Genomic DNA, 22,404 nt, shown 5'->3' with positions numbered 1-22,404 from the left:
ATGCTGCAACATCGCGAGGGGCGACCCACCGCGCCCCCGGCACACCACAGGCCCGACAGTCGGCTGCCGGGCCTGAGATGAGCGAACAATGAGCGAACGAACGCCTACTGCGCCGGGCCCTCGACGGGCTCGGAGGTCAGCAGACCGGCGTTGATCTCGCGCAGGGCGATCGAGAGCGGCTTCTCGTGGACGTGGGTGTCGACGAGGGGACCGACGTACTCGAGGAGGCCCTCACCGAGCTGCGAGTAGTACGCGTTGATCTGACGGGCCCGCTTGGCCGCGTAGATCACGAGGCTGTACTTCGAGTCAGTGGCCTCGAGGAGCTCGTCGATCGGGGGGTTGATGATGCCCTCGGGCGCGGTGATGGAAGAGGACACGCTCTACCTTCCGAAAGATGGGATGAGATCGAAAAAACGATCACACAACGTCCACCAAGGCTAGCAGCTCGCGCGCTACGTCCTCGACGGAGGTGTTGACAAGGGTCACATCGAACTCGGGCTCCGCCGCCAGTTCGACCTTGGCCGCGTCCAGGCGGCGCTCGATCACCTCGGGCGGCTCGGTGCCCCGTCCGGTGAGCCTGCGTACCAGCTCCTCCCAGGAGGGAGGGGCCAGGAACACCAGCAGGGCCTCGGGCATGGACTCGCGGACCTGCCGGGCGCCCTGGAGGTCGATCTCCAGGAGGACCGGCTCACCCCGCTCCAGCCGCTCCAGCACGGCCTGGCGCGGCGTCCCGTAGCGGTTGCCGGCGAACTCGGCCCACTCGAGCAGCTCGCCGTTGGCGATCAGCTTGTCCATCTCGTCGTCGGAGACGAAGAAGTAGTGGACTCCGTGCTTCTCACCGGGGCGCGGCTTGCGGGTCGTCGCCGACACCGAGAGCCAGACCTCGGGGTGTTCCTTGCGCATATGGGCGACGACCGTGCTCTTGCCGACCCCGGAGGGGCCGGAGAGCACGGTCAGCCGCGGACGTGCGTCCGGGGGTACGGGGGACGTCCCCCGGGGTGTTACTGCCATGCAGCGATTATTCCAGCAATCCCGGAGTGCCCAGGACTCAGCCGGCGGTGCTGCCGAACTCACGCTCCAGGGAGGCGATCTGGTTCGAACCGAGGCCGCGTACGCGACGGCTCTCGGAGATCCCGAGTCGCTCCATGATCTGCTTGGCGCGGACCTTGCCCACGCCCGGCAGGGACTCGAGGAGAGCGGAGACCTTCATCTTGCCGATGACGTCGTTCTCCTGACCCTGCTTGATGACCTCGTGAAGGGAGGCGCCGGAGTGCTTGAGTCGATTTTTGACCTCGGCCCGCTCCCGGCGAGCCGCGGCGGCCTTTTCGAGCGCGGCTGCGCGCTGTTCAGGGGTAAGGGGCGGAAGAGCCACGCCTACGTCACCTCGGATGTCGAACTGTCGGATACGGACCGGTGAGGAACCTAATCGCCCCTCACCTGGTGAGCTACGAGCAACACGCTTGCCCCTTCGCTCTCGACGGAGACTAGCGGGCAAGTCCGCCGGAGTCAGCGAGAACAGCGGAAAAGTCCTGGTCAGCCTCCGTCGAGCCAGACATTTCCGACATACTGCCCCGGATTTGAGGATGTATTCGGACTCGGGCCGCTCCCGAGGCACTCGTCGGAGGACTCAGACGGCGGCCACGGCGGCCCTGATCTCCTCCGCGAAACGGTCCGCGGCCGTCCGCAGGGCGCGGACATCGGGACCGTGACGCAGAACACCCCGGCTGACGTTCGGCACGACATTGCGCACCGCCGCCCCGAAGACCCCGGGGAGATCGGCCGGTGCGGCCCCCTGGGCGCCGATGCCGGGCGCGAGGAGCGGTCCGTTGATGTCCAGGTCGTACGAGGACAGGTCGCCCAGCGTGGCGCCGACGACCGCCCCGAAGGACCCCAGGGGCTCCTCCCCCGCGTTCTCGGCCGCCAGGTGCGCCAGCATGGTCGCCGCGACGTCACGGCCGTCCGTACGCACCGCGTGCTGCACCTCGCCGCCCTCCGGGTTGGAGGTCAGCGCCAGCACGAACAGTCCGGCCCCGCTCTCGCGCGCCAGCTCCACGGCCGGCCGCAGCGATCCGTAGCCCAGATACGGCGACACGGTCAGCGCGTCCGAGAACAGCGGGGAGTCCTTCCGGAGGAAGGCTTCCGCGTACGCGGCCATCGTCGAGCCGATGTCGCCGCGCTTGGCGTCCATCACGACCAGGGCACCGGCCGCCCGCGCCTCCGCGACCGTCTTCTCCAGGACGGCGACACCCCGGGACCCGAAGCGCTCGAAGAACGCGCTCTGCGGCTTGAAGACCGCGACGTGCTCGCCCAGCGCCTCGACGACGGTGCGGCTGAACCGCTCCAGGCCCGCCACGTCGTCGCTCAGGCCCCAGTCGGCCAGCAGGGAGGCGTGCGGGTCGATACCGACGCACAGGGGGCCTCGGTCGTCCATGGCCCGGCTCAGGCGCGCGCCGAAGGGTTCCAGACTCATGCGGACTTCCTCACGTCGGCGCCGACCGCGTCGGCAAGGGTGGCGTACGGGCTCGTCCGCAGACGTGCGGCGAGCCCCTTGTGGATGGCGCGGCCCCAGAAGGGGCCCTCGTAAATGAAGGCGCTGTAGCCCTGGACCAGCGTGGCGCCGGCCAGGATGCGCTGCCAGGCGTCCTCGGCGTTCTCGATGCCGCCCACGCCCACCAGGGTGATCCGGTCGCCCACGCGCGCGTAGAGGCGGCTCAGGACCTCCAGGGAGCGTGCCTTCAGCGGCGCGCCGGACAGGCCGCCGGTCTCCTTGACGAGGGTGGGTTCGGACTTCAGGCCGAGCCCCTCGCGCGCGATGGTGGTGTTCGTGGCGATGATCCCGTCCAGGCCCAGCTCCACGGCGAGGTCGGCGACCGCGTCGATGTCGTCGTCGGCGAGGTCCGGCGCGATCTTCACCAGCAGCGGGACGCGGCGCTCCGTCACGGTGCGGTCGGCGGCCTCGCGGACGGCGCTCAGCAGGGGGCGCAGCGCCTCGGTGGCCTGGAGGTTGCGCAGACCGGGGGTGTTCGGCGAGGAGACGTTCACGACCAGGTAGTCGGCGTGCCGGGCGAGCCGCTCGGTCGACTTCACGTAGTCGTCGGCGGCCTCCTCCTCCGGTACGACCTTGGTCTTGCCGATGTTGACGCCCACGACCGTCCTGAAGACCGCCTCACGAGCGGCCAGGCGGGCCGCCACGGCCGCCGAGCCCTCGTTGTTGAAGCCCATGCGGTTGATCAGCGCCCGGTCCGGCACAAGGCGGAACAGCCGCTTTTTGGGGTTGCCCGGCTGCGGCTCCCCCGTGACCGTGCCGATCTCCACGTGGTCGAAGCCGAGCATCGACATCCCGTCGACGGCGACGGCGTTCTTGTCGAAGCCGGCCGCGAGCCCGAACGGGCCGTGCATGCGCAGCCCGAACGCCTCGGTACGCAGCTCCTTGAAGCGGGGTGCGAGCGCGGCGGCGACGAACGTGCGCAGCACGGGGATACGGGCGGCGAGGCGGATCCACCGGAAGGCCAGGTAGTGCGCCTGCTCCGGGTCCATCCGCTTGAACACCAGCCGGAAGAAAAGCTTGTACATGTCTCAGTGTCCTCTTGAAGCCTGTTGAGCCTCACGAAGAGGGGGACACCGTTTCCGATGTCCCCCTCAGGGCTGCTAGTCGCGGGCCGCGGTCAGATGCTCGGCGTGTTCCTGGAGCGAGCGCACGCCCACGTCTCCGTGGGTGAGCGCGTCGATGCCCTGGACGGCGGCGGCGAGCGCCTGGACCGTCGTCAGGCAGGGAACGGACCGGGCCACCGCCGCCGTACGGATCTCGTAGCCGTCGAGGCGGCCTCCGGTGCCGTAGGGCGTGTTGACGATGAGGTCGACCTGGCCGTCGTGGATGAGCTGGACGATGGTCTTCTCGCCGCCCGGGCCCTCGCCCTCGCTCTGCTTGCGGACGACGGTGGCGTTGATGCCGTTGCGCTTGAGCACCTCGGCCGTGCCGGACGTGGCGAGCAGCTCGAAGCCGTGGGCCACCAGCTCGCGCGCCGGGAAGATCATCGAGCGCTTGTCGCGGTTGGCGACGGAGATGAAGGCGCGGCCCTTGGTGGGCAGCGGTCCGTACGCGCCCGCCTGCGACTTGGCGTACGCCGTGCCGAAGACGGAGTCGATGCCCATGACCTCGCCGGTGGAGCGCATCTCCGGGCCGAGGACCGTGTCGACGCCGCGTCCGTGGATGTCGCGGAACCGCGACCACGGCATGACCGCCTCCTTCACGGAGATCGGCGCGTCGAGCGGGAGCGTGCCCCCGTCGCCGTTCGCGGGCAGCAGCCTCTCGGCCCGCAGTTCGGCGATGGTCGCGCCGAGCGAGATCCGGGCGGCGGCCTTGGCGAGCGGCACCGCGGTCGCCTTCGAGGTGAAGGGGACGGTGCGGGAGGCGCGCGGGTTGGCTTCGAGGACGTACAGGATGTCCCCGGCCATGGCGAACTGGATGTTGATCAGTCCGCGGACGCCGACGCCCTTGGCGATGGCCTCGGTCGAGGCGCGCAGGCGCTTGATGTCGAAGCCGCCGAGCGTGATCGGCGGCAGGGCGCACGCCGAGTCGCCGGAGTGGATGCCGGCCTCCTCGATGTGCTCCATGACGCCGCCGAGGTACAGCTCCTCGCCGTCGTAGAGGGCGTCGACGTCGATCTCGATCGCGTCGTCGAGGAAACGGTCGACCAGGACCGGCCGGGAGGGGCTGATCTCGGTGGACTCGGCGATGTACGACTCCAGGCGCGTCTCGTCGTACACGATCTCCATGCCGCGGCCGCCGAGGACGTACGACGGCCGGACGAGGACCGGGTAGCCGATCTCGTCGGCGATGGCCTTGGCGCCCGCGAAGGTGGTCGCGGTGCCGTGCTTCGGGGCGGGCAGGCCCGCTTCCGCGAGGACCTGGCCGAAGGCGCCGCGGTCCTCGGCGGCGTGGATCGCCTCCGGGGGCGTGCCCACGACCGGTACGCCGTTGTCCTTGAGCGCCTGCGACAGACCCAGCGGCGTCTGTCCGCCGAGCTGCACGATCACGCCCGCGACCGGGCCCGCCAGCGTCTCCGCGTGGACGATCTCCAGCACGTCCTCGAGCGTCAGCGGCTCGAAGTACAGGCGGTCGGAGGTGTCGTAGTCCGTGGAGACGGTCTCCGGGTTGCAGTTGACCATCACGGTCTCGTAGCCCGCCTCGCTCAGCGCGAAGGAGGCGTGGACGCAGGAGTAGTCGAACTCGATGCCCTGGCCGATGCGGTTGGGACCGGAGCCCAGGATGATGACCGCGGGCTTCTCGCGGGGCGCGACCTCGCTCTCCTCGTCGTAGGAGGAGTAGAAGTACGGCGTCTTCGCCGCGAACTCGGCGGCGCAGGTGTCGACCGTCTTGTACACCGGGCGCACGCCCAGCGCGTGCCGCACCTCGCGCACGACGTCCTCGCGCAGCCCGCGGATCTCGGCGATCTGGACGTCGGAGAAGCCGTGCCGCTTGGCCTCGGCGAGCAGCTCCGGGTCCAGCTTGTCGGCGGCGGCCAGCTCGTCCGCGAGTTCCTTGATCAGGAAGAGCTGGTCGACGAACCAGGGGTCGATCTTCGTCGCCTCGAAGACCTCCTCGGGCGTCGCGCCCGCGCGGATGGCCTGCATGACCGAGTTGATGCGCCCGTCGGTGGGACGGACGGCCTCCTCCAGGAGGAGGGCCTTGTCGCCCGGCTCGCCGACGAACGTGAACTGCGAGCCCTTCTTCTCCAGGGACCGCAGCGCCTTCTGCAGCGCCTCGGTGAAGTTCCGGCCGATCGCCATGGCCTCGCCGACCGACTTCATGGTGGTGGTGAGGGTCGAGTCGGCGCTCGGGAACTTCTCGAAGGCGAAGCGCGGGGCCTTCACGACCACGTAGTCGAGCGTCGGCTCGAAGGAGGCCGGGGTCTTCTCGGTGATGTCGTTGGGGATCTCGTCGAGCGTGTAGCCGACGGCGAGCTTCGCGGCGATCTTCGCGATCGGGAAGCCGGTCGCCTTGGAGGCGAGCGCGGACGACCGGGACACGCGCGGGTTCATCTCGATGACGATGATCCGGCCGTCGTCGGGGTTCACCGCGAACTGGATGTTGCAGCCGCCGGTGTCGACACCGACCTCACGGATGATCGCGATACCGATGTCGCGCAGGCGCTGGTACTCGCGGTCGGTCAGCGTCATCGAGGGCGCGACGGTGATCGAGTCACCGGTGTGCACGCCCATCGGGTCGAAGTTCTCGATGGAGCAGACGACCACGACGTTGTCGTTCTTGTCGCGCATCAGCTCCAGCTCGTACTCCTTCCAGCCGAGGATGGACTCCTCCAGGAGCACCTCGGTGGTCGGGGAGAGCGTCAGGCCCTGACCCGCGATGCGGCGCAGCTCCTCCTCGTCGTGCGCGAAGCCGGAGCCGGCGCCGCCCATGGTGAAGGAGGGACGGACGACGACGGGGTAACCGCCGAGGGTCTCGACGCCCTCGAGCACGTCGTCCATGGAGTGGCAGATGACCGAGCGGGCGGATTCGCCGTGCCCGATCTTCGCGCGGACGGCCTCGACGACGCCCTTGAACAGGTCGCGGTCCTCGCCCTTGTTGATCGCCTCGACGTTGGCGCCGATCAGCTCGACACCGTACTTCTCCAGCACACCCTGCTCGTGCATGGAGATGGCGGTGTTCAGGGCCGTCTGACCACCGAGGGTGGGCAGCAGCGCGTCCGGCCGCTCCTTGGCGATGATCTTCTCGACGAACTCCGGGGTGATCGGCTCGACGTAGGTGGCGTCGGCGATCTCCGGGTCGGTCATGATCGTCGCCGGGTTGGAGTTGACCAGGATGACCCTGAGGCCCTCGGCGCGCAGGATGCGGCACGCCTGGGTGCCGGAGTAGTCGAACTCGGCGGCCTGGCCGATGACGATCGGGCCGGAGCCGATGACCAGGACGGACTGGATATCGGTGCGCTTAGGCACGCTGGCCCTCCATCAGGGATACGAAGCGGTCGAACAGGTAGGCGGCGTCGTGCGGGCCCGCTGCCGCTTCGGGGTGGTACTGGACGCTGAAGGCCGGCTGGTCGAGCAGCTGGAGGCCCTCCACCACGTTGTCATTGAGGCAGACGTGGGAGACCTCGGCGCGGCCGTAGGGGGTGTCGGACACCTGGTCGAGCGGGGCGTCGACGGCGAAGCCGTGGTTGTGCGCGGTGACCTCGACCTTGCCGGTCGTACGGTCCTGCACCGGCTGGTTGATCCCGCGGTGGCCGTACTTCAGCTTGTAGGTGCCGAAGCCGAGCGCGCGGCCCAGGATCTGGTTGCCGAAGCAGATGCCGAAGAGGGGGGTCTTACGGGCGAGCACTTCCCGCATGACGGCCACCGGGCCGTCTGCGGTCGCCGGGTCGCCGGGGCCGTTGGAGAAGAACACGCCGTCGGGGTTCACGGCGTACACGTCCTCGGCCGTGGCCGTCGCGGGCAGGACGTGCACCTCGATGCCGCGCTCGGCCATGCGGTGCGGGGTCATGCCCTTGATGCCCAGGTCGACGGCGGCGACGGTGAAGCGCTTCGCGCCGATCGCGGGGACGACGTACGTCTCCTTGGTGGCGACCTCGGCGGCGAGGTTCGCGCCCTTCATCTCGGGCGCCTGGCGCACCTCGGCGAGCATCGTGCCCTCGTCCGGCAGCGCGCTGCCGGAGAAGATGCCGACGCGCATGGCGCCGCTCTCGCGCAGGTGGCGGGTGAGCGCACGGGTGTCGATGCCGCTGATGCCGACGACACCCTGGTGGCGCAGCTCCTCGTCCAGCGAGCGCCGGGAGCGCCAGTTGGAGGGCACGCGCGCGGGGTCGCGTACGACGTAGCCGGAGACCCAGATCCGCTTCGACTCGGGGTCCTCGTCGTTGACGCCGGTGTTGCCGACGTGCGGGGCGGTCATCACGACGACCTGGCGGTGGTACGACGGGTCGGTGAGGGTCTCCTGGTAGCCGGTCATCCCGGTGGAGAACACGGCCTCGCCGAAGGTCACCCCCACGGCCCCGTAGGCGCGGCCGCGGAACGTCCGGCCGTCCTCCAGGACGAGTACGGCGGGAACCTTGGCAGCTCCCCTGGTGGAGGTCGTCATCGTGCGCCTTCCGTGTTGTTGATCATGTTGTTCAGGGTGTAGGCCCACTCGTTGTGCTCGGCCGAGACGTCGGAGCGGAAGCCGGAGTCGATCAGCTTGTCGCCGTGTGCCCAGGTGACGACGAGCAGACCGCCCTCGGTGAGGACCTTGCCCGCGATGCCCTTGTCGAGCCGGGCCTCACGCAGCTGTGCGGCCGGGACGAAGAAGTCGGCCGCACCGGGGCGTACGACGTCCAGTCCCGCGTCCGTCAGCGTGAGCTCGACCCGGCTACGGGTGCCCAGGCCGTGCGCGACGATGCGGTCCAGCCACTGCCCGGCGGTGGTGGAGCCGTGGTAGCGGCCGCTCATCGTCAGTTTCACCCGGTCCGGCTCGTCCGGCATTCCAGCCGGCGGCGGCTTGCCGCCTCCGTTGAGGGTGGTGGTGGGAGACGGGCGGGCGGGCAGCTCGGGCAGGTCGCTCTGAAGGGTGCCGCGCCACTTCCAGCCCTCGCGCATCAGCCAGTAGACGAGCGCGATGAACAGGGCGAGGCCCACGAGCCAGCCGATGCGGGCGGACCAGTCGGTCACCTCCGCCGACTTCTGTCCGGCGGCAAGGTACGTCTGATGCAGTGATGTCACGCGAGCTTCCCGTCGACGAGCGTGGCCTTGCCCCGCAGCCAGGTGTGCGTGACACGGCCCGGCAGCTCACGGCCCTCGTACGGGGTGTTGCGGCTGCGCGAGGCGAAGCCCGCGGGGTCCACCGCCCCACGGTATGCCGTGTCGACGAGCGTGAGGTTGGCGGGCTCACCTGCCGAGACGGGGCGGCCGTGGCCGGTGGCGCGGCCGATCCGCGCGGGCTTCACGGACATGCGGTCGGCGACGCCGGCCCAGTCGAGCAGCCCGGTCTCGACCATGGTCTGCTGCACGACGGACAGCGCGGTCTCCAGGCCCACCATGCCCATGGCGGCGGCGGCCCACTCGCAGTCCTTGTCCTCGTGCGGGTGCGGGGCATGGTCGGTGGCGACGATGTCGATCGTGCCGTCGGCGAGCGCCTCGCGCAGGGCCATGACGTCGCGCTCGGTGCGCAGCGGCGGGTTGACCTTGTAGACCGGGTTGTACGACCGCACCAGCTCGTCGGTGAGGAGCAGGTGGTGCGGGGTGACCTCGGCGGTGACGTCGATGCCGCGGGACTTGGCCCAGCGCACGATCTCGACCGAGCCGGCGGTCGACAGGTGGCAGATGTGGACGCGGGAGCCGACGTGCTCGGCGAGCAGGACGTCCCGGGCGATGATCGATTCCTCGGCCACCGCGGGCCAGCCGCCGAGTCCAAGCTCTGCGGAGACGACGCCCTCGTTCATCTGGGCGCCCTCGGTCAGCCGGGGCTCCTGCGCGTGCTGGGCGACGACTCCGCCGAAGGCCTTCACGTACTCCAGCGCGCGGCGCATGATCACGGCGTCGTCGACGCACTTGCCGTCGTCCGAGAAGACGGTGACGCCGGCCGCGGACTCGTGCATGGCGCCGAGCTCGGCGAGCTTCTTGCCCTCGAGGCCGACGGTGACGGCGCCGATGGGCTGCACGTCGCAGTAGCCGTGCTCCTGGCCGAGCCGGTAGACCTGCTCGACGACACCGGCGGTGTCGGCGACCGGGAAGGTGTTGGCCATGGCGAACACGGCCGTGTAGCCGCCGCTCGCGGCGGCCCGCGTACCGGTCAGCACGGTCTCGGAGTCCTCGCGGCCGGGCTCGCGCAGATGGGTGTGCAGGTCGACGAGCCCCGGCAGGAGCACCTTGCCGGCGGCGTCGACGACCTCGGCGCCTTCCGCGCTGAGCCCCGTGCCCACCTCGGCGATCGTGTCGCCGTCGATCAGGACGTCCTGCGGCTCGCCGCCGAGTACCTTCGCACCACGGATCAGGATCTTGCTCATCTGTCTTACTTCTCCTCGATACGGGTGTGGCTGACGGCGGGTTCGTTGCCGCCAAGGAGCAGATACAGAACGGCCATCCGGATCGAGACGCCGTTGGTGACCTGTTCGATCGCGGTGCAGCGGTCGGAGTCGGCGACCTCGGCGGTGATCTCCATGCCGCGGACCATGGGACCGGGGTGCATCACGATGGCGTGCTCGGGCATCTTCGCCATGCGGTCGCCGTTGAGGCCGTAGCGCCGGGAGTACTCGCGCTCGGTCGGGAAGAACGCGGCGTTCATCCGCTCGCGCTGGACGCGGAGCATCATCACCGCGTCGGACTTGGGCAGCGTGCTGTCGAGGTCGTACGCGACCTCGCAGGGCCAGGACTCGATGCCGACCGGCAGCAGGGTGGGCGGGGCGACCAGGGTGACCTCGGCGCCGAGGGTGTGCAGCAGGTCCACGTTCGAGCGGGCGACGCGGCTGTGCAGGATGTCACCGACGAGCGTGATGCGCTTGCCGGCCAGGTCCCGGCCGAGCCCGGCGTCCCGGCCGACGAGCCGGCGGCGCATGGTGAAGGCGTCGAGCAGGGCCTGCGTGGGGTGCTGATGGGTGCCGTCGCCGGCGTTGATGACGACCGCGTCGATCCAGCCGGAGGTGGCGAGCCGGTACGGGGCTCCGGAAGCGCCGTGCCGGATGACGACGGCGTCGACGCCCATCGCCTCCAGGGTCTGGGCGGTGTCCTTGAGCGACTCGCCCTTGGAGACGCTGGATCCCTTGGCGGTGAAGTTGATGACGTCCGCGGAGAGGCGCTTCTCGGCGGCCTCGAAGGAGATCCGGGTGCGGGTGGAGTCCTCGAAGAAGAGGTTGACGACGGTGCGGCCGCGCAGGGTCGGCAGTTTCTTGATCGGCCGGTCCGCCACCCGGGCCATCTCCTCGGCGGTGTCGAGGAGATGGACGGCGTCGTCGCGGGTGAGGTCGGCGGCCGAGATGAGATGACGCTGCATCTGTCAGGCTCCGTAAGGCAGTTCAGTTCGGGAGGATTCGGGCATGCGTGCGCGCAGGGGCGCACTCAGGGGCGTACGGCCGAGTGCTACTGCTGCGCGCCCGAGGAGGTCCGCTTCGCACCGAGCAGCACGGTGTCGCGACCGTCCTCCTCGGCGAGCAGGACCTTGACCGTCTCCCGCAACGACGTGGGGAGGTTCTTGCCGACGTAGTCGGCGCGGATGGGCAGTTCGCGGTGACCGCGGTCGACGAGGACCGCGAGCTGTACGGCGCGCGGGCGGCCGATGTCGTTCAGCGCGTCGAGGGCGGCGCGGATGGTGCGGCCGGAGAAGAGGACGTCGTCGACGAGGACGACCAGGCGGCCGTCGATGCCGTCACCGGGGATGTCCGTGCGGGCCAGCGCACGCGGCGGATGCATGCGCAGGTCGTCGCGGTACATGGTGATGTCGAGCGAGCCGACCGGCACTTTGCGGTCGGTGATCTCCTCGAGCTTGGCGGCGAGCCGCTGGGCGAGGAAGACGCCTCGGGTCGGAATGCCGAGGAGCACCACGTCGTCGGCGCCCTTGGCGCGCTCGACGATCTCGTGGGCGATGCGGGTCAGTACCCGCGCGATGTCGGAGCCTTCGAGAACGGGCCGCGCATCGGACTCGTACTGCTGGGTGTCCATATGAAACGGACCTCCTTCTCCGCCTCACGGGACGGATCATTAAAGGACGTCGGAATTGCGCCACCAACGCTACCAGCCCCCGCAAGGGGCCTGATCACCCCCCTGGCGCCGCGGGTCACTCCAATGGCGTCACTGCACGTCGTCTACCACGGAGGGGTCGGTCCGGACCATTCGGCTTGACGGGGAAGAGTAACGCTGCGTAACCTCACAGTGAGTTACCAGCCACGCGGCGGAGCCGCACATGTTCCAGCGTCCGGGGAGCTATATGTCCAGCGAATACGCCAAACAGCTCGGGGCCAAGCTCCGGGCGATCCGCACCCAGCAGGGCCTTTCCCTCCACGGTGTCGAGGAGAAGTCCCAGGGACGCTGGAAGGCGGTCGTGGTCGGTTCGTACGAGCGCGGCGACCGCGCCGTCACCGTACAGCGTCTTGCCGAGCTGGCGGATTTCTACGGGGTTCCGGTGCAGGAGCTGCTGCCGGGCACCACACCGGGCGGGGCCGCCGAGCCGCCGCCGAAGCTGGTCCTGGACTTGGAGCGCCTGGCCCACGTCCCGGCCGAGAAGGCGGGCCCCCTCCAGCGGTACGCCGCGACGATCCAGTCCCAGCGCGGCGACTACAACGGCAAGGTGCTGTCGATCCGCCAGGACGACCTGCGCACACTCGCCGTCATTTACGACCAGTCGCCCTCGGTCCTCACCGAGCAGCTGATCAGCTGGGGCGTCCTGGACGCGGACGCGCGCCGCGCCGTCTCCCACGAAGAGGGCTGACGGGCAGGACGCTGCAGAAACGTGCCGCCGGGGTGGCCGGAACCGAGAGGTTTCCGGCCACCCCGGCGGTTTTTCGTACGGCTGCGGGGCGTACGGCGCGCTCTCCGAGCCGCGGGCACCTGTGGCCTGCCGAGGGGCCACTCTCGCCGCCGGGGGCCCGTAGCGGTCGAGGGGTCACTCTCATGCCGCCGGGGACCCGATGCGGCCGAGGGGGCCTACTCCCGCCCCCGGAGACTGAAGCGGCCGAAGGGATCCCCCGGCCCCCGGGACCCGGAACGGCCGAGGGGACCACTCCCGCCCCCAGGGTCCCGACAACGGCCGACGGCTCACTCCCGGCCTCCGGAAACCCGTGGCAGCCGTCGGCCCGCTCATAGCTCCCCGGGCTCTCGGCAGCGCACTGCGCCCCTACAAGTCCCGGAGCTCGGAAAGGCCAAAACGACGCCCCTCAAGTCCCCCGGGGGGGCCAGCCGCAGCCCGCAGGAGCAGGCCCTCACCGGCAGCAGCAGCGGCAGTGAGGGCCCGTCCAGGATCGCGTCCAGGAACTCGCGCAGGTCGTGCTCGGTGGGCATCTACGCCCTGCAGCGCGTCATGCACGGCTCCTCCCGCGACAGCGGCACGGCACGCCAACGACAGGCCGCCAAGGCCCGTCGGCGGCGCCGTAACCGCCGGAGGGGCCCGCAGCGTCTGCTGCGGGCCCCTCCGTGCGGCTTGAACGGACGGCGACCGTTCCCGGGTCCGACCCGGTCCTGCCGTCCTGCGCGGTGATGCGCTACGCCTCCTCGCGGCGAAGCGACGGCTTCAGCTCCTTCAGACGGCCCAGCAGGCCGTTCACGAAGGCCGGGGAGTCGTCCGTGGAGAACTCCTTGGCGAGCTGGACCGCCTCGTCGAGCACCACGGCGTCCGGCGTCTCGTCGACCCAGAGCAGCTCGTAGGTGCCGAGACGCAGAATGTTGCGGTCGACGACCGGCATGCGGTCGAGCGTCCAGCCGACGGCGTACTGCGAGATGAGCTCGTCGATCCGGTTCACCTTTTTGGCGTAACCCTCGACCAGCTGCATCGTGTACTCGCTCACCGGCGGCTGCCTGGTGTCGGTCCGGGAGTGCCGGATCCAGTCCGCCAGGACCGTCAGGACGTCCACGCCGCGCTGGTCGCCCTCGAAGAGGATCTGGAAGGCGCGCTTGCGGGCCGTGTTGCGGGCAGCCACGGTTAGCTGTTCACCCGGCCGAGGTAGTCGCTCGTGCGGGTGTCGACCTTGATCTTCTCACCGGTGGTGATGAAGAGCGGGACCTGGATCTGGTGACCGGTCTCCAGCGTGGCGGGCTTGGTGCCGCCGGTGGAGCGGTCGCCCTGGACGCCCGGCTCGGTCTCCTGGATGACGAGCTCGACGGCGGCCGGCAGCTCGACGAAGAGCACCTCGCCCTCGTGCTGCGCGACGGTGGCCGTGAAGCCCTCGATCAGGAAGTTGGCGGCGTCGCCGACGGACTTGCGGTCGACCATCAGCTGGTCGTACGTGTCCATGTCCATGAAGACGAAGTACTCGCCGTCCATGTACGAGAACTGCATGTCGCGCTTGTCGATCGTGGCCGTCTCGACCTTGACGCCGGCGTTGAACGTCTTGTCGACGACCTTGCCGGAGAGCACGTTCTTCAGCTTGGTGCGCACGAAGGCCGGGCCCTTGCCGGGCTTGACGTGCTGGAACTCGACGACGGACCAGAGCTGGCCTCCGTCGAGCTTGAGCACCAGGCCGTTCTTGAGGTCGTTCGTGGAAGCCACGGTTGCGGAATCTCCTGGACTGACGTGGACGACCCCGGGACACGCGCGTAGCTCGAGGGCTAGAGCGCGAGCAGTTCCTTGGTCGTGATGGTGAGTAGCTCGGGTCCGCCGTCCGCCTCGGGGCGTACGACGAGCGTGTCATCGATCCTGACACCGCCCCGGCCCGGGAGGTGGACCCCCGGTTCGACGGTGACCGGCACGCAAGCGTCCAGTTTACCCATGGCCGCGGGGGCCAGCTGCGGGTCCTCGTCGATTTCGAGCCCCACACCGTGTCCGGTCAGCGGCGGAAGGCCTTCCGCATGGCCCGTGGACTCCAGCGCCTGGCGGGCCGCGCGGTCCACATCACGGTAGGCGGCGCCGGGTGCCAGCGCCTCACGTCCGGCCCGCTGGGCGGCGAAGACCAGGTCGTACAGCTCGATCTGCCATTCGGCGGGCGAGGTGCCGATGACGAAGGTCCGGCCGATCTCACAGCGGTAGCCGTGGTACGTCGCGCCGAGGCAGACGGAGAGGAAGTCGCCCTCCTCCACCCGCCGGTCGGTGGGCCGGTGACCGCGCCGGCCGGAGTTCGGGCCGGTGGCGACGGAGGTCGGGAAGGCGGGCCCGTCGGCCCCGTGGTCCACGAGCCGGCGTTCCAGTTCGAGAGCGAGATGGCGCTCGGTGCGGCCGACGAGGATCGATTCGAGCAGTTCACCGAGGGCCTGGTCGGCGATCTCCGCGCCGATCCGCAGGAAGGAGATCTCCTCCTCGTCCTTCACCACGCGCAGCTGCTCGACCGCGCCCCCGACATCGGCAAGGCGCAGCCGGGGCGCCACCGATCTGATGGCCCGGTGCCGGGCGACGGTGAGGTGGTGCTCCTCGACCGCCAGCGACTCGGCGCCCTGCGCACCGGCGCAGTCCGCCGCCGCGACCGCCGGATCACCGCCGGGCCGCTCCAGCAGCTGCACCCGCAGCGCCTCGTCGAGCCGGCCCTGGGCGGGCTGGTCGCCGGGCGGACCCGTGCACAGCAGCAGGTCCTCGCCCTTGCCCAGCAGCAGTACGGCGCCCTGCGGCGCGGCGCCCGCGAGATAGCGGACATTGGCGGGACGGGAGATCAACGCCGCCGCGCTGCCACCCGCCGTACACCGTTCCCGTAGCCGCTCCCGGCGGGCCGCGTACACCTCTGACATGACCCGAGCCTACGAGCGCCGACCGGATACCGCCGGTCCAACGGGTCCGGACGGGCGGCGGGGACCTCCGTCCGGGTGCGGCGGCCGGGGCCGGCCGCCTGCGGGCGTCGTCACCGACGCCCGCTCAGCGGTGCCTCACCACTGCGGCGGGCTCGCGATGGAGCGGGCCAGCACCTCGTCGAGGACACGGGCCGTCGCCGGTACGTCGAGCTGGGAATTGTCGATGATCGGCAGCCCGGATCCGTACCAGCCGGCCATCCGGCCGTGGATACGGGCGACCTCTTCGTCGGTGAGACGGCGGTTTCCGGAGCGCTCGGCGTTGCGCTCCAGGACTATCTCGAGGCCCGGGAGGAGCACCACGGGCAGCAGCCCCGGACCGACATGTCGCTTCCAGCCACCGAGGCCGACGACCGGGCGGTCCGGGAACACCGCGTCGTCGAGGATGCACGAGATGCCGTTGGCCAGGAAGTTGCGGGCCGCGAAGCCGCAGGTGCGGCGGGCGAGACGATACTGCGCCTCCGAATGGTCGTTCCACCCGGACTGCGGGTCGGCGAAGCCCGAGCGCACCCATTCGCGTACGTCGTCGAGGCTGATGTGCGCGGTGGGGACCCGGCGGTGGTCCGCCCAGTACTTGGCGACGCTCGTCTTTCCGGCGCCCGCGGGGCCGATGAGCAGCACGGCGAGTGTGGTGGACGTGGCGTCGGCCGGACCCACGGCGGGCGGGGTGCTCGGCATGGGGACCGGGCCGCCGGGCGGTAGCTGCACATGGCCCGTGGTGTCCGGCGCGGGCGGCACGGGGACGTGCTGCGGGGGCGCGTGATGCTGCGGGACCTGCGTGTGCGGCGGCCCCGGAGGCACCGGCGCGCCCGCGAAACCGGGCGGGGGCGCCGGTGCCGGACCTGGCGGGGGCGCCGGCGCGGGACCCGGGTGCGCGCCCGGGTGATGTGCGGCCGACAACCAACCGGTCGCCGGTTGGTGCCCCGCGTGGTGGGGCGGCGGCAGCGGACCTCCCACTGCGTGCTGCATCCGGTGCCACTCCGTCTCGTACAGGCAATTGACGCTGGCAGCGGGGCTCGAACCCCCGCTCGCCACCGAACGGTACCGTCCCCGACCGCCGTTGTGTGAACGGCCGGGGAAGGGCCGAAGTGCCCGTCGGCAGAGGCACATCGGGCGGGCCGGGCCCGAGCGGGAGTTACTCCCCCACTTCGCCGTACGCGGCGAGCAGGACGGCCGGGTCCGGGCCCTCGAGGACGGTGGGCTTGGCGAGCCCGTCGAGGACGATGAAGCGGAGCAGGTCGCCGCGTGACTTCTTGTCGACCTTCATGGTCTCGAGCAGCTTGGGCCACTGGTCGTAGCGGTAGTGCAGCGGCAGCCCGACCGATTCCAGGACCGTGCGGTGCCGGTCCGCCGTCGCGTCGTCCAACCGGCCTGCCAGACGGCCGAGTTCGGCGGCGAAGTGCATGCCTACGGAGACGGCCGCGCCGTGCCGCCACTTGTAGCGCTCGTTCTTCTCGATGGCGTGCGCGAGGGTGTGGCCGTAGTTGAGGATCTCGCGCAGGCCCGACTCCTTGAGGTCGCCGGAGACGACCTCGGCCTTGACCTTGATGGAGCGCTCGATCAGCTCGGCGGTGTGCGGTCCCGCGGGAGTGCGGGCCGCTTGCGGGTCGGCCTCGATGAGCTCCAGGATCGCCGGGTCGGCGATGAAGCCGGCCTTGATGATCTCGGCGAGCCCGGAGACGTAGTCGTTGACCGGCAGCGAGTCCAGCGCCGCGAGGTCGCACAGGACGCCCGCGGGCGGGTGGAACGCGCCGACGAGGTTCTTGCCCTCGGCGGTGTTGATACCGGTCTTGCCGCCGACGGCCGCGTCGACCATGCCGAGGACGGTGGTGGGGACGGCGATCCAGCGCACGCCGCGCAGCCAGGTGGCGGCGACGAATCCGGCGAGGTCGGTGGTGGCGCCGCCGCCCACGCCGACGATCACGTCGGTGCGCGTGAACCCGGACTGGCCGAGCGCCTTCCAGCAGTAGGCGGCGACCTCGACGGTCTTGGCCTCCTCCGCGTTCGGCACCTGGATGGCGACGGCCTCGTACCCCTGCTCGGCCAGGTCGGCCCGCAGCGCCTCACCGGTCTCGGCGAGCGCCTCGGGGTGGACGACGGCGACGCGCTTGACCCTGTCCCCGATCAGACCGGCGAGTTCGCCCAGGAGCTGTCGGCCGACCAGCACCTCGTACGGGTCCGTCCCCGCGGTACCGCCGACGTGGATCCGGGTGACTGCCTCGCTCATGCTTCCTTCAACTCCAGTGCGTCGAGGACGGCTTGGGCGACCTCTTCGGGGCCGCGGCCGTCGGTGGCGACCACCGCGCGGGCGACTTCGGTGTACAGGTGGCGGCGCGCCTCCATCAGCTCCCGCCACTGCCGGCGCGGGTTGACGGCGAGCAGCGGCCGGGCCGCGTTGAGGCCGGTGCGCTTGACGGCCTCGTCGACCTCCATCGAGAGGTAGACGACACGGTGCCCGGCGAGCAGCGCGCGGGTGTCCGCGTCGAGGATCGCGCCGCCGCCGAGCGCCAGTACGCCGTCGTGCTCGGCGAGCGCCGTGTGCACCGCCCGCTTCTCGATGGCACGGAAGACCGGCTCGCCCTCGTCGACGAAGATGTCGGCGATGGTGCGGCCCTCGGCGGTCACGATGTCGTCGTCCGTGTCCCGGTAGGCGCAGCCGAGCCGCTCGGCGACGAGCGCGCCCACCGTGGACTTGCCGACGCCCATGGGGCCGACGAGGACGACGCGCGGAACGGTCACCGCACGACCAGGTTGTCGAGGTACGAGCGGACGTTGCGCCGGGTCTCCGGGACGCTGTCGCCGCCGAACTTCTCGGCCACCGCGTCGGCCAGGACCAGCGCCACCATGGCTTCGGCGACGATGCCGGCGGCCGGGACCGCGCACACGTCGGAGCGCTGGTGGTGGGCCTTGGTGGCCTCGCCGGTGGCCACGTCGATGGTGGCCAGCGCGCGCGGCACGGTCGCGATCGGCTTCATCGCGGCGCGCACCCGCAGCAGCTCACCGGTGGTCAGCCCGCCCTCGGTGCCGCCGGAGCGGCCGGTGGTACGCCTGACGCCGTCGGCGGTCTGCACGATCTCGTCGTGCGCCTTGGAGCCCGGCACCCGGGCCAGCTCGAAGCCGTCGCCGACCTCGACGCCCTTGATCGCCTGGATGCCCATGAGCGCGGCCGCGAGCCGGGCGTCCAGACGCCGGTCCCAGTGCACGTGCGAGCCGAGGCCCACCGGTACGTCGTACGCGAGGACCTCGACCACACCGCCGAGGGTGTCGCCGTCCTTGTGGGCCTGGTCGATCTCCGCGACCATCGCCTTCGACGCGTCGGCGTCGAGGCAGCGCACCGGGTCGGCGTCGAGCTTCTCGACGTCGGCGGGGGTCGGGTAGACGCCGTACGGGGCCTTGGCGGCGGCCAGCTCGACCACGTGCGAGACGATCTCGATCCCGGCCGTCTCCTTCAGGTACGACCGGGCCACCGCGCCGAGCGCGACACGGGCCGCGGTCTCGCGGGCGGAGGCGCGCTCCAGGATCGGGCGGGCCTCGTCGAAGCCGTACTTCTGCATGCCGGCGAGGTCGGCGTGACCGGGCCGGGGCCGGGTCAGCGGCGCGTTGCGCGCGAGGTCGGCGAGGATGGCCGGATCCACCGGGTCGGCCGCCATGACCTGTTCCCACTTGGGCCACTCGGTGTTGCCGACCATGATCGCGACCGGCGAGCCGAGGGTGAGACCGTGACGGACGCCGCCCAGGAAGGTGACCTCGTCGCGCTCGAACTTCATGCGGGCACCGCGCCCGTAGCCCAGGCGCCGCCGGGCCAGGTGGTCCGCCACCATGTCCGTGGTGATAGGCACGCCGGCGGGAAGGCCCTCCAGCGTCGCGACAAGTGCGGGACCGTGGGACTCCCCCGCGGTCAGCCAGCGCAACCTGCTCAACGGTGCTCCTCATACTCGCGCCCTGGTACTGCCCTGCGTACGCGCGTCCTCGCGTACGGCGACGGCGCGACCGGGTGCGCGGCCCTGGCCCGCCAGGTCCGATCCTCCCACGTCCGGTGGCGAGAACCGGCCCCAGGTCCATCTGGCGGACGCTGCGACGGACGGCCGGCTCACTCCGTCCGGGCCGCCGCGCCCCATCGCCTCCCGGATACGGACGTACGTGCCGCAGCGGCCCGGTCTTCTGCCCCGGACTTCTGTCCCATCGCGCCGAGCACGTCGAGCGAGGGAGTCGCCGTCTTCAGCTTCGCGCGGACGCTGTCGTTCGAGAAGGCGCGGTGGCCAAATACCTGCCCAAGCCGCCGCAGCCGCCGCGCAGGCTGACGGACCGGCTACCGGGCCGCCAGCGCGTGCTCCCCCGCCCGCCGCATGGCGTCCAGCGGAGCCGGCGAGCGCCCCGTCATCTGCTCGACCTGGAGCACCGCCTGGTGGACCAGGAGGTCCAGCCCGCTGACGACGGCGCCGCCGTACGCGGACCAGCGCGCGGCCAGGTCGGTGGGCCAGGGGTCGTACAGCACGTCGAACAGCGTGGCGGGCCGCTCCGGAACGGCGGCGGCCAGCGCGTCCGTCGCACCGGCCGGGGTGGTGGCGACGACCAGCGGGGCCCGCAGTGCCTCGGCCGCCTGCGCCCAGTCCTCGGTACGCACCTCGACGTCGAGCCGTTCGCCCCACTGCCGCATCTCGGCGGCGCGCGCCTCGCTGCGGACGTACGCGACGACCTCACCGGTGCAGATCCGGGCGAGCGCGGCCAGCGCGGACGAGGCGGTGGCGCCCGCGCCGAGGATCGCGGCGGAGTCGACCTGCTCGATGCCCCGCTCACGCAGGGCCGCAACCATCCCCGGGATGTCGGTGTTGTCGCCGACGCGCCGCCCGTCCCGCGTGCACACCACGGTGTTCACGGCCTCCACCGACGCGGCGGTCTCGGTGATCTCGTCGAGCAGCGGGATGACGGCCCGCTTCAGCGGCATGGTCAGCGACAGCCCCGCCCACTCGGGCCCGAGCTTCCCGAAGAAGGCGGGCAGCGCCTCCTCGTCCACGTCGAACCGGTCGTACGACCAGTCGCTCAGCCTCAACTCGGCGTACGCGGCGCGGTGCAGCACCGGGGAGAGGGAGTGGGCGATGGGGGACCCGAGTACGGCGGCTCGGCGCTTGCTGTCGGTGCCCGTCATTGTCCGTTCTTCTGCTCTTCGAGGTACTTCTCGCGATTGCGGTTCTGCTCTTCGTTGGTCTCGGCGAAAAGCGTCTTGTCCGCGCTGATCGAAACGAAGTAGTACCAGTTGCCCTTGGCCGGATTGAGGGCCGCGTTGATCGCCACATCACCGGGGTTGCTGATCGGTCCGGGCGGCAGACCCTTGATCTTGTAGGTGTTGTACGGGTCGTTGATCTTCCGCAGGTCGTTGACCGAACCGGTGGCGAGCTTGGATTCGCCGCGCAGGTAATTCACCGTGGAGTCGAAGTCGAGGAGGCCGTAGGTCTCGGTGTTGTCCGGCTTCAGACGGTTGTAGACGACCCGCGCGACCTTTTCGAAGTCGTTCTTGGAGTTTCCTTCGGACTGGACGAGGCTCGCGACCGTCAGGACCTGGAGCGGATTCTTCAGGTTCAGGTCCTTGGCCTTCGCCTGGATGCCCAGTGCGGCGTACTTGTCCTTGGCCAGGTTGACCATTTCCTTCAGGACGTCCTTGGGCTTCATGCCCTTGGAGACCGGATAGGTGGACGGGTAGAGGAATCCCTCCAGCGGGTCCTTGATGTCCTTGTCGGTGTTCGCCCAGTCCGGGAGCCCGAGGGTCGACCATTCCTTCTCGGCGACGCCCTTGGTGGTTCCCTTTTTGACTCCGAGACGCGTGTCGATCGCGGTGTAGACCCGCGCGTTGCGCTGGCCCTCGTAGACCGTCAGGTTGTTCTTGCTCTTGGGGCTGAGCATGAGCTCGACGGCGCTCTTCGCGGACATTTCCTTCTTGAGCGTGTACGCGCCCGGCTGGATCTTGTCCCCGTCGGGATTCGTCGCCTGAGCGGAGACGAAGGCCCCGGCGCTCTTGACGACCCCGGCCTCCTCCAGCTTCTGGCCGATCACCGACCCGAAGGCACCCTTCGGGATGACGACGGTCACCTGCTCGCCCGTCCCGTCCCCCGCGTAGTCGGGTGCCGCGCCGAAACGATTTTGGTAGAACTGCCAGCCGTAGTACCCGACACCGCCGAGGCCACCGCCGAACACCAGCACGACCACCAGGCAGGCGCATCCGTTGCGGCGCTTCTTTGCCTTGCCATCGCCACGGCCACGGCGGTCACCTCGTCCGCCGCGGCCCTTGGCCTCGTCGTCGAGGTCGTCGTCATCGTCGCCGCCGCCCGCGAAGAAGGCGTGTTCTCCCTCATCGGGGCCCGGGTCCCAGTCGGTCTCCGGCTCGGGCTCGGGCTTGGGCTCGGCGCGGCGCCGACCGGGCGGCTCCGGGGGCGGGTAGGCGTCGGGCGTGCCGTAGAAGTCGGGCTGCTCACCGCTGTACGCGGCGGGCTGCCCCCCGTACGGGTCGGCCGGATCGGCGGCATACGGGACCTGGGGGTGCGCCCCGGTCTCCCAGCCGCCGTTGCCGTACTGCTGATGAGTCTGGTCGGCATACTGCTGCTGACCTTGGGGGTTGTGCTGCTGCTGACCTTGAGGGTCGTGCTGCTGGTGATTCTGGGGGTTGTGCTGCTGCCCCTGGGCGGCGTGCTGCTGGTACTGCTGCTGGGCCGCGTTCTGCTGGGGGTACTGCTGCCCCTGGTCCGCGTACTGCTGCTCGTACTGCTGCCCGCCCTGGTCGTACCCGGCCTGCTGGCCGTTGCCCCAGTCGCCGTACTGCTGCTGCGGCTGCTGCGGATAGTGCTGCGGCTGGCCGCCGTAGGCGGACTGGGCCGCGTGGGGCTCCTGTCCTCCCCATCCGCCGTCCCCGTACAACGGGTCCTCCGGATGCCACGGTTCGGAGCCTGGGCCCCGGCCATACTCAGTCATCGATCCCCTAGAGCCGCGAGGCGGCGGTCGTACGGCGCTTGT

The 22,404-nt window shown here is 70.5% G+C and carries 21 protein-coding genes; 1 reads left to right on the top strand and 20 read right to left on the bottom strand.

The genetic code is table 11. The annotated features are described in order from the left end of the window. Nucleotides 1-104 precede the first annotated feature (104 nt). The 11 genes from rpoZ to pyrR all read right to left on the bottom strand — a co-directional run bounded on the left by rpoZ (nt 105) and on the right by pyrR (nt 11,640). Nucleotides 105-377, bottom strand: coding sequence for a DNA-directed RNA polymerase subunit omega (rpoZ, locus tag GTY58_RS35675; RefSeq protein WP_010988270.1), 273 nt, complete (start codon nt 375-377; stop codon nt 105-107). Nucleotides 378-417: 40 nt separating this feature from the next. Further along, nucleotides 418-1,011, bottom strand: coding sequence for a guanylate kinase (gene gmk / locus GTY58_RS35670; RefSeq protein WP_010988269.1), 594 nt, complete (start codon nt 1,009-1,011; stop codon nt 418-420). 37 nt (nt 1,012-1,048) lie between these two features. Continuing rightward, a complete protein-coding gene (locus tag GTY58_RS35665) occupies nt 1,049-1,372 on the bottom strand; it encodes an integration host factor (RefSeq protein WP_010988268.1) in 324 nt (107 codons plus the stop codon). 255 nt (nt 1,373-1,627) lie between these two features. Next, nucleotides 1,628-2,470, bottom strand: coding sequence for an orotidine-5'-phosphate decarboxylase (pyrF, locus tag GTY58_RS35660; RefSeq protein ID WP_010988267.1), 843 nt, complete (start codon nt 2,468-2,470; stop codon nt 1,628-1,630). Beyond that, the gene (locus tag GTY58_RS35655) at nt 2,467-3,573 is read right to left on the bottom strand and encodes a quinone-dependent dihydroorotate dehydrogenase (RefSeq protein ID WP_010988266.1); all 1,107 of its coding nucleotides are present in this window, start codon (nt 3,571-3,573) and stop codon (nt 2,467-2,469) included. Before GTY58_RS35655 ends, pyrF begins: the two co-directional genes overlap by 4 nt. Before the next feature lie 75 nt (nt 3,574-3,648). Then, entirely contained in the window at nt 3,649-6,957 is a 3,309-nt protein-coding gene (gene carB, locus GTY58_RS35650) for a carbamoyl-phosphate synthase large subunit (RefSeq protein ID WP_010988265.1), read from the bottom strand. After that, complete coding sequence (gene carA / locus GTY58_RS35645) at nt 6,950-8,092, bottom strand: glutamine-hydrolyzing carbamoyl-phosphate synthase small subunit (RefSeq protein ID WP_010988264.1); 1,143 nt, start codon at nt 8,090-8,092, stop codon at nt 6,950-6,952. Before carA ends, carB begins: the two co-directional genes overlap by 8 nt. Beyond that, nucleotides 8,089-8,709, bottom strand: coding sequence for a hypothetical protein (locus tag GTY58_RS35640; RefSeq protein ID WP_010988263.1), 621 nt, complete (start codon nt 8,707-8,709; stop codon nt 8,089-8,091). Before GTY58_RS35640 ends, carA begins: the two co-directional genes overlap by 4 nt. Beyond that, complete coding sequence (locus GTY58_RS35635) at nt 8,706-9,992, bottom strand: dihydroorotase (RefSeq protein WP_010988262.1); 1,287 nt, start codon at nt 9,990-9,992, stop codon at nt 8,706-8,708. The genes GTY58_RS35640 and GTY58_RS35635 overlap by 4 nt, the downstream gene beginning before the upstream one ends. Nucleotides 9,993-9,997: 5 nt before the next feature. After that, nucleotides 9,998-10,975 carry an aspartate carbamoyltransferase catalytic subunit gene (locus tag GTY58_RS35630; protein ID WP_010988261.1) on the bottom strand — a complete coding sequence of 326 codons (978 nt, stop codon included), beginning with the start codon at nt 10,973-10,975 and terminating at the stop codon, nt 9,998-10,000. Nucleotides 10,976-11,061: 86 nt separating this feature from the next. Beyond that, complete coding sequence (gene pyrR, locus GTY58_RS35625; protein WP_010988260.1) at nt 11,062-11,640, bottom strand: bifunctional pyr operon transcriptional regulator/uracil phosphoribosyltransferase PyrR; 579 nt, start codon at nt 11,638-11,640, stop codon at nt 11,062-11,064. A 265-nt stretch (nt 11,641-11,905) separates the two neighbouring features. Here pyrR and bldD point away from each other — a divergent pair, with 265 nt between their 5' ends. Continuing rightward, complete coding sequence (gene bldD / locus GTY58_RS35620) at nt 11,906-12,406, top strand: transcriptional regulator BldD (RefSeq protein WP_006379429.1); 501 nt, start codon at nt 11,906-11,908, stop codon at nt 12,404-12,406. Between the two features lie 769 nt (nt 12,407-13,175). On the opposite strand, the gene nusB is transcribed toward bldD, so the two are convergent. The 9 genes from nusB to mltG form a co-directional block, all read right to left on the bottom strand. Then, on the bottom strand, nt 13,176-13,610 hold the full coding sequence (nusB, locus tag GTY58_RS35615) for a transcription antitermination factor NusB (protein ID WP_010988258.1): 435 nt from the start codon (nt 13,608-13,610) through the stop codon (nt 13,176-13,178). A gap of 2 nt (nt 13,611-13,612) precedes the next feature. Next, nucleotides 13,613-14,179, bottom strand: a complete 567-nt coding sequence (gene efp, locus GTY58_RS35610; protein ID WP_010988257.1) for an elongation factor P — start codon at nt 14,177-14,179, stop codon at nt 13,613-13,615. 59 nt (nt 14,180-14,238) lie between these two features. Further along, nucleotides 14,239-15,345 carry an aminopeptidase P family protein gene (locus GTY58_RS35605; RefSeq protein WP_010988256.1) on the bottom strand — a complete coding sequence of 369 codons (1,107 nt, stop codon included), beginning with the start codon at nt 15,343-15,345 and terminating at the stop codon, nt 14,239-14,241. Between the two features lie 135 nt (nt 15,346-15,480). After that, entirely contained in the window at nt 15,481-16,371 is an 891-nt protein-coding gene (locus GTY58_RS35600; RefSeq protein WP_010988255.1) for a Pro-rich N-terminal domain-containing protein, read from the bottom strand. Nucleotides 16,372-16,537: 166 nt separating this feature from the next. Beyond that, nucleotides 16,538-17,629 carry a 3-dehydroquinate synthase gene (gene aroB, locus GTY58_RS35595; RefSeq protein WP_010988254.1) on the bottom strand — a complete coding sequence of 364 codons (1,092 nt, stop codon included), beginning with the start codon at nt 17,627-17,629 and terminating at the stop codon, nt 16,538-16,540. Beyond that, nucleotides 17,626-18,141, bottom strand: a complete 516-nt coding sequence (locus GTY58_RS35590) for a shikimate kinase (protein ID WP_010988253.1) — start codon at nt 18,139-18,141, stop codon at nt 17,626-17,628. The genes aroB and GTY58_RS35590 overlap by 4 nt, the downstream gene beginning before the upstream one ends. Further along, nucleotides 18,138-19,322 carry a chorismate synthase gene (aroC, locus tag GTY58_RS35585; protein WP_010988252.1) on the bottom strand — a complete coding sequence of 395 codons (1,185 nt, stop codon included), beginning with the start codon at nt 19,320-19,322 and terminating at the stop codon, nt 18,138-18,140. Before aroC ends, GTY58_RS35590 begins: the two co-directional genes overlap by 4 nt. A 389-nt stretch (nt 19,323-19,711) precedes the next feature. Continuing rightward, on the bottom strand, nt 19,712-20,548 hold the full coding sequence (locus tag GTY58_RS35580; protein ID WP_010988251.1) for a shikimate dehydrogenase: 837 nt from the start codon (nt 20,546-20,548) through the stop codon (nt 19,712-19,714). Further along, nucleotides 20,545-22,362: an endolytic transglycosylase MltG gene (gene mltG, locus GTY58_RS35575; protein WP_010988250.1), complete on the bottom strand. Its 1,818-nt coding sequence runs from the start codon at nt 22,360-22,362 to the stop codon at nt 20,545-20,547. Before mltG ends, GTY58_RS35580 begins: the two co-directional genes overlap by 4 nt. Between the last annotated feature and the right edge of the window lie 42 nt (nt 22,363-22,404).

This window comes from Streptomyces sp. SID5469, assembly GCF_009862865.1.
In the GTDB taxonomy this organism is placed as follows: Bacteria; Actinomycetota; Actinomycetes; order Streptomycetales; family Streptomycetaceae; genus Streptomyces; species Streptomyces avermitilis.
Note: the sequence above shows the minus strand (reverse complement) of the source record. Positions and strands in the feature narration are given on the sequence as shown.